The sequence below is a fragment of the Collinsella sp. CLA-ER-H5 genome (genome assembly GCF_040092375.1).
Classification (GTDB): domain Bacteria; phylum Actinomycetota; class Coriobacteriia; order Coriobacteriales; family Coriobacteriaceae; genus Collinsella.
This window is the reverse complement of sequence record NZ_JBBNLR010000009.1, coordinates 81,935-88,015: the sequence shown is the minus strand read 5'-3', so window position 1 is coordinate 88,015 and position 6,081 is coordinate 81,935. Positions and strand designations below refer to the sequence as shown.

The following is a 6,081-nucleotide window of genomic DNA, read 5'->3' as shown; positions in this document are numbered from 1 at the left end:
CCTCCATCGCGGGCCGGGGGATTCCGGCCCCTCTGGGGTTGCCTACCCGGATTCGCGCCTCAGGACTCAGCGCAACGCGTTGCGCTGAGTCCTGAGGCTGTTGCAATGAAAATGAGAATCAAGGCAGGCCCGCTCCATCCGCCCCGTCATCTGTGGTTTACGTGGGGTCATGCGAACCGAGGGTATACTAACCGGCGGCGAATCTGCTCCATCGCTTAGGGCCGCTGCGTCTGGACGGCGCGTGAAAGGCTGCCAAAGCGATCGCCAGCGTGCTGAGCAACGTCCTCTCTGTGCGCACCTGTTTTGTATGTATTAGCGCACTACCAAGCACGCCCGCGCGGCCTCATGCCGCGCCCATTGCGCGTGCAGATAAGGAACAACAACATATGCGTAATTCTGTATCCGACGTCACGGACGCCGAGATTCTGGACGAGATCCGCGAGACCATGACCCAGGCTGCCTTCGATGCTGCCGACGAGGCCAGCGCCGCCGAGACCGTCGAGTCCGCGACCGAGAACCTGCCCGCCTTTGACGAGCTGGGACTTTCGGACGAGATGCTTCGTGCCATCGAGAACCTAGGCTACACGGCACCCACGCCTGTCCAGGCTGGCTCCATCCCCGTGGTGCTCGAGGGCCGCGACCTGCTTGCCGCCGCTCAGACCGGCACCGGCAAGACGGCCGCCTTTTTGCTGCCGACCATGAACAACCTGGAACACATCGCTCCGCCCAAACCCGTGCGTGGGCGCGGCGGTCGCAACCGTCGTCGCGGTGCTAAAAAGCCCGAGGGCAACGGCCGTGGCCCTGTGATGCTCGTCATCACCCCCACGCGTGAGCTTGCCCAGCAAATCGACGAGGTCGCGAGCAAAATCGCCGACGTCACCGGTCATGTCGCCGTGACCGTCGTGGGCGGCGTGAGCTACAAGCCCCAGACCGCGGCGCTCAAGTACGGCTGCGACATCCTGGTCGCCACGCCGGGCCGTCTGGTCGATCTGATCGAGCAGGGTGCCTGCCACCTGGACGAGGTCAAGGTGCTGGTGCTCGACGAGGCCGACCGCATGCTCGACATGGGCTTTTTGCCCGCCGTCCGCCGCATTGTGCGCGAGACGCCGGCCGAGCGTCAGACGCTGCTGTTCTCGGCGACCCTCGACGAGGAGGCCGTGGGCGAGATCACCGACCTGGTGAGCGACCCGGCACGCGTGGAGATTGCGCCCGCCACGTCGACTGCCGACACCGTCGATCAGTTTGTGTTCCCGGTGTCCATCGAGGCCAAGAACAACCTGCTGCCCGAGTTCCTCAAGAAGGAGGGCCCGGAGCGCACTATCGTCTTTATGCGCACCAAGCACCGCGCCGACAGCTGCTGCCGTCGTCTGGAGCGTAAGGGCATCAAGGCCGCCGCGATCCACGGCAACCGCAGCCAGGCTCAGCGCGAGCGCGCACTTTCGGCCTTCCGCGACGGCACCGTCGACGTACTGGTGGCGACCGATGTTCTCGCCCGCGGCATCGACATTAGCGACGTGCGCTACGTCGTGAACTTTGACGTGCCGGCCGAGCCGACCGACTACATCCACCGCATTGGCCGTACGGGCCGCGCCGGCGAGCTGGGCTGGGCCATTACGTTTGTGACCGAGCAGGATGTCGATGAGTTCTACGAGATCGAGAAGCTCATGGACAAGACGGCCGACATCTACGAGGCCGGCGACCTGCATGTGGGTCCCAATCCGCCCGCGGTTGACCCCGAGCGCGACCCTGCGGCCTTTAAGGTGAAGAAGAAGACCAAGCGCGGCAAGTCCAAGAGCAAGAAGAAGCTTGAGCAGGCGCGTCGCGACGGCAAGCGCAACGGCGACGATTACGGCGATGTGGCCGGTCGTTCCAACCGTGGTCGCGGCGACGGCGAGCGTCCGAGCCGTCCCAAGCGTGGCGGCAAGACCCGCGTGCGCGAGGGCGTTCAGGCTCGCGTGGACGAGGCTGTGGAGAGCGTGGCCCGCGAGGTGGCTGCCGAGGAGCGCGTCAGTGCTGGTGCCGTTGAGCAGGCCCCGCGCGGCAACCGCGCCGAGCGTCGTGCCAAGCAGTTCCAGGGCGAGGCACACCGCCGTCGCCGTGAGGACGAGGACCGCGGCGGTCGTCGCCGTGTCGAGCGCGAGGACGAGGGTCGTGGATCGCGTGGCGGCAAACGCGGTGCGGGCGACCGTCGTCGTTCCGGTCGCGATGGCGAGCGCGGCGGGCGTGATGAGCGTCGTGGCGGCGAAGGCCGTGGCTCGCGTGACGAGCGTGGTACCCGCGGCGGCAAGCGCTTTGACGAGCGCGGAGGCCGCGAGGGCGGCCGCGGTGGCGAGCGTCGCGAGGGCGCTCGTGGCAAAGGTGGCCGCAGCGGCGCCGATCGTTCGAATGAGTCGCGCGATCGTCGCGACCCGCGTGCCAGCCGCGATCGTCGCGATGACTGGCGCAACTACGACGACACCCGCGAGGAGCGCCGTGGCGGCTATCACGGCGGGCGTGGCGGCAACCAGGCCGGCTCCCGCGGCGGTCGTGCCGGCGGTCGCGATAACCGTGGCAGCTATGGCAACAGCCGTGGCGGCAAGCGCGGTGGCAGCTCCCGTCGTCCCGGCGACGGCGGCGGCAAGCGCAAGTAGCATACGCGTCGCCCGCTAGGGCGAGGCGAACCAAGGGCCCCGAGCAACTACGCTTGGGGCCCTTTTTGGTGCAAAGGGGTCAGAGCAAGGAGTGTCCCTAGGTGCCGGCAGAAAAGGATCGTCCCTAAGTGCCGCATAGATACCGTTTATCGGAGAAAAAAATACCGTTCACCGGTCATAATGATTATTCTGGCTTTGCTGTTACCTACAATAACTCCCGTAAAAAGAAATGCGGAAGGTTACCGAGTCCCTCGGACGTGGGCCTAACCAAAGTCTTTGAACGGGTGTGCCTCTATGGACGCATTCGTGTGATTTTGGTTGGGCTATATTTATGAAGGGACATGCCACCATGGGTTTCTTTTCTCGCCTTATGGGGGGCTCGGATGAGCAGAAGACTGCAACCTCTGAGTTTGAAATCCTCGCTCCCGTTTCCGGCGAGCTTGTTCATCTAGAAAAAACCAATGACCCCGCTTTTAACAGCCGTGCCGTGGGCGATGGTGTTGCCGTGGTTCCCCAAGAGGGAACGGTGTGCGCTCCTGTTTCCGGCACCGTCGCGGCGCTGTTTCCGACTGAGCACGCGCTGGGCATCATGTCCGACGACAGCTCTGCTCAGGTGATGCTGCATATCGGAATCGACACTGTTAAGCTTGAGGGCAAGGGCTTCCATGCGCTTGTTGCCCAGGGTGACCATGTCGACGCGGGCCAGCCCCTCGTCGAGGTCGATTTCGACGCGGTCCGCGCCGCCGGCTTCGATCCCACGGTCTTCATTATCGTGTGCGAGCGTTCGGAGAGTTCGACTCTTCGAGAGCATGCTTCCGGCCCTGTTGCTGTTAAAGAGCCTGTCATCTGGCTTTCCGAGTAAATTCTTGTGGTGGGTACCGTGGTTATCAAGCGAGTTTTTAACAACAACGTCGCAATGGTCACTTCGGACGATGGCTCCGAGCTCATCGTCATCGGTCGAGGCCTCTGCTTTGGCCGTCATGCCGGCGATGCCATCGACGAGGCATCGGTCGAAAAGACCTACGCGTTGCAGGAGGGAACTTCTCAGGATTCGTGTACGATTGACCGCTTGGCACATCTTCTAGAGTCCATCCCCACCGTCAACCTCGTGATTTCCGAGGACATCGTTCAGATGCTTCGTCGAGAGCTCAATGTCGATATCAATGACAAGATCCTCATCGCTCTCGCAGACCATATCAGCCTTGCTTTGGAGCGCGAGCGCAAAGGCGTTCCCTGCGAGAACCCGCTGCTGCTCGAGATACAGCAGTTCTATCGCAAGGAGTACGCGCTAGCTGGCCGTGCGCTGCAGATTGTCAAGGAGTATATGGGCATCCAGATGAGCGAAGAAGAGCAGGGTTTTATTACGCTGCATATCGTCAACGCCACTATGCCGCAGCGCTCTGACCGTCTGATTGTTTCGGTCCAGCTTGTTCGCGACGTGCTCGCGATTGTTTCCGAGCACTATGCCACGACCCTTGACGTCACCTCGTTGCCGTACGAGCGTTTCGTTCGCCATCTGCAGTTTTTTGCGCAGCGAGCGCTCGATCCCGCGGCGGGGCAGGTCAATGGCGACGCGCTGTTCCGTATCGATGAAACGGCGTATCCGAGGGCGTTCTCGTGTGCGGAGTCAATTGCCGACCACTTAGCGTCTACCTATAACGTTGTCGTTACCGATGCCGAGAAGAGTTATCTCGCATATCACATTGTTAACCTGCTTGGAGAACCTGGTCTCTAGGCATAACGTGCCCACACATCGATTGATATAAGGCAAGGCTCACGGTCTTGCCCAGGGCACATCTGTCTTAATTTGCGGAAAAGGAAGGGGAGTACCGCTATGACCGCAAAAAAGAAGTTCAATTTCAAAGCGCCGTTGGAGGTGTTCGCGAAGTCAATCGTTCAGCCGATGATGTATCTCTCGGTTGCCGGCATTCTGCTCATCGTGGGCATTATTCTGACCAACAAGACCATCTGCGCCGTGATTCCTGTGCTGGGCTCCGGTCCGTTCCAGCTTGTGGGCGCCGTTGTCTATCAGTCGCTGATGTTTATCATCAACAACCTCTCGATTCTGTTCTGCGTGGGCATCGCCGGCGCCATGGCAAAGAAGAACAAGGGCCATGCTTCGCTGATCGCCCTGATGTCGTTCTTCCTGTTCCTGCAGGCCAATAACATCGTGCTCAACGCCACCGGCTCTCTTGCCGAAGCGAGCGGCATGCTCGGCCTTACCGGAACCGGCCAGGCCACCGTTATGGGCATCCAGGTGCTCGATACCGGCGTGTTTGGCGGCATCATCCTGGGCTGCATCACCGGTGCTGTGTTCAACAAGTACTCGAACAAGCAGTTCCCCATTGCCCTTTCGATGTTCTCGGGCGTTCGCTTTCCGTTCCTGATCATGATCATCATTTCCTGGATTATGGGCGCTGGCTTCTGCATCGTTTGGCCTCCGGTTCAGGGTGCCATCTCCTCCGTTGCCGGCATCATTAAGGAGTCGGGCAACATCGGTCTGTTTATCTACGGCATGCTCAACAAGCTGCTCGTTCCCACCGGTCTGCACCACCTCATCTACACCCCGTTCCAGTTCTCCGATGTGGGTGGCACCCTGACGCTGGGTGATCAGGTTATCGCCGGCGCCTATCCCATCCGTGTTGCCGAGCTGGCAATGACGGGCCAGCCCTTCTCCGATAGCACGTATTTCAACAGCTACACCTTCAACAACCTGTGGCCCTACATCGGTATCGGTCTCGCCTTTATCTTCACCGCTTACAAGGGGAACAAGGATAAGACCAAGGCCGTTATCATCCCGCTGATCATCACCGCCGTGCTCTCCTGTGTCACCGAGCCCATGGACTTCCTCTTTGTCTTTGCCGCTCCCGTGCTCTTTGTCGTTCACTCGGTTCTTTCCGGCATCTTCCTGGTTCTGCTCAAGGTCCTCTCCGTGCCCGCTTCGACTGCAGGCGGTATCATCAACATCGTGGTTTCCAACCTGGTCCTCGGTGTCGACAAGACCAACTGGCCGATGATGCTGGTGCTTGGAGTCGTCAACGCCGCTCTGTACTTCTTCCTCTTCACCTTCCTTATTAAGAAGCTCAACCTCCACACGCCTGGCCGCGAGGAGGAGTCCGAGCTCGCCGAGTCCGTTGCCGAGGGCGAGGCCGCCGCGTCTGTCGCGGTGAAGCAGGGCGCTGTTGCCGCAGCTCCCGCAGAGGGCGTCGATGCAGGTATTGCCGACCTGGTCGCAGGTCTTGGCGGCAAGGACAACATCGAGGAGCTCGAGAACTGCTTTACGCGTCTTCGCGTGAACGTTAAGAACCCGGACCTCATCGATGAGAACCTCATCAACCACGTGCCCAACAGCGGCATCAACCGCAACGGCAACAATATCCAGATCATCTTTGGCATGAAGGTCGCCGAGATGCGCGACAAGGTCGAAAACGCAATTGAGAAGGAGCAGTAA

General features: G+C 60.9%; 4 protein-coding genes. All 4 read left to right on the top strand.

What is annotated here, in order from left to right; all coding sequences use genetic code 11:
- Positions 1 to 386: 386 nt before the first annotated feature.
- Positions 387 to 2,630, top strand: coding sequence for a DEAD/DEAH box helicase (locus tag AAAX31_RS05005; protein ID WP_349076384.1), 2,244 nt, complete (start codon positions 387 to 389; stop codon positions 2,628 to 2,630).
- A 349-nt stretch (positions 2,631 to 2,979) separates the two neighbouring features.
- Positions 2,980 to 3,492 carry a PTS glucose transporter subunit IIA gene (locus tag AAAX31_RS05000; RefSeq protein ID WP_349076383.1) on the top strand — a complete coding sequence of 171 codons (513 nt, stop codon included), beginning with the start codon at positions 2,980 to 2,982 and terminating at the stop codon, positions 3,490 to 3,492.
- 18 nt (positions 3,493 to 3,510) lie between these two features.
- Positions 3,511 to 4,365 (top strand): PRD domain-containing protein, encoded by an 855-nt coding sequence (locus tag AAAX31_RS04995; protein WP_349076382.1) that lies wholly within the window; start codon positions 3,511 to 3,513, stop codon positions 4,363 to 4,365.
- Positions 4,366 to 4,464: 99 nt separating this feature from the next.
- Positions 4,465 to 6,081, top strand: a complete 1,617-nt coding sequence (locus AAAX31_RS04990; RefSeq protein WP_349076381.1) for a PTS transporter subunit EIIC — start codon at positions 4,465 to 4,467, stop codon at positions 6,079 to 6,081.

Coding starts and splice junctions, on each gene's coding strand:
- AAAX31_RS05000 (WP_349076383.1), top strand. CDS start 2,980: ATGGGTTTCTTTTCTCGCCTTATGGGGGGCTCGGATGAGCAGAAGACT.
- AAAX31_RS05005 (WP_349076384.1), top strand. CDS start 387: ATGCGTAATTCTGTATCCGACGTCACGGACGCCGAGATTCTGGACGAG.
- AAAX31_RS04990 (WP_349076381.1), top strand. CDS start 4,465: ATGACCGCAAAAAAGAAGTTCAATTTCAAAGCGCCGTTGGAGGTGTTC.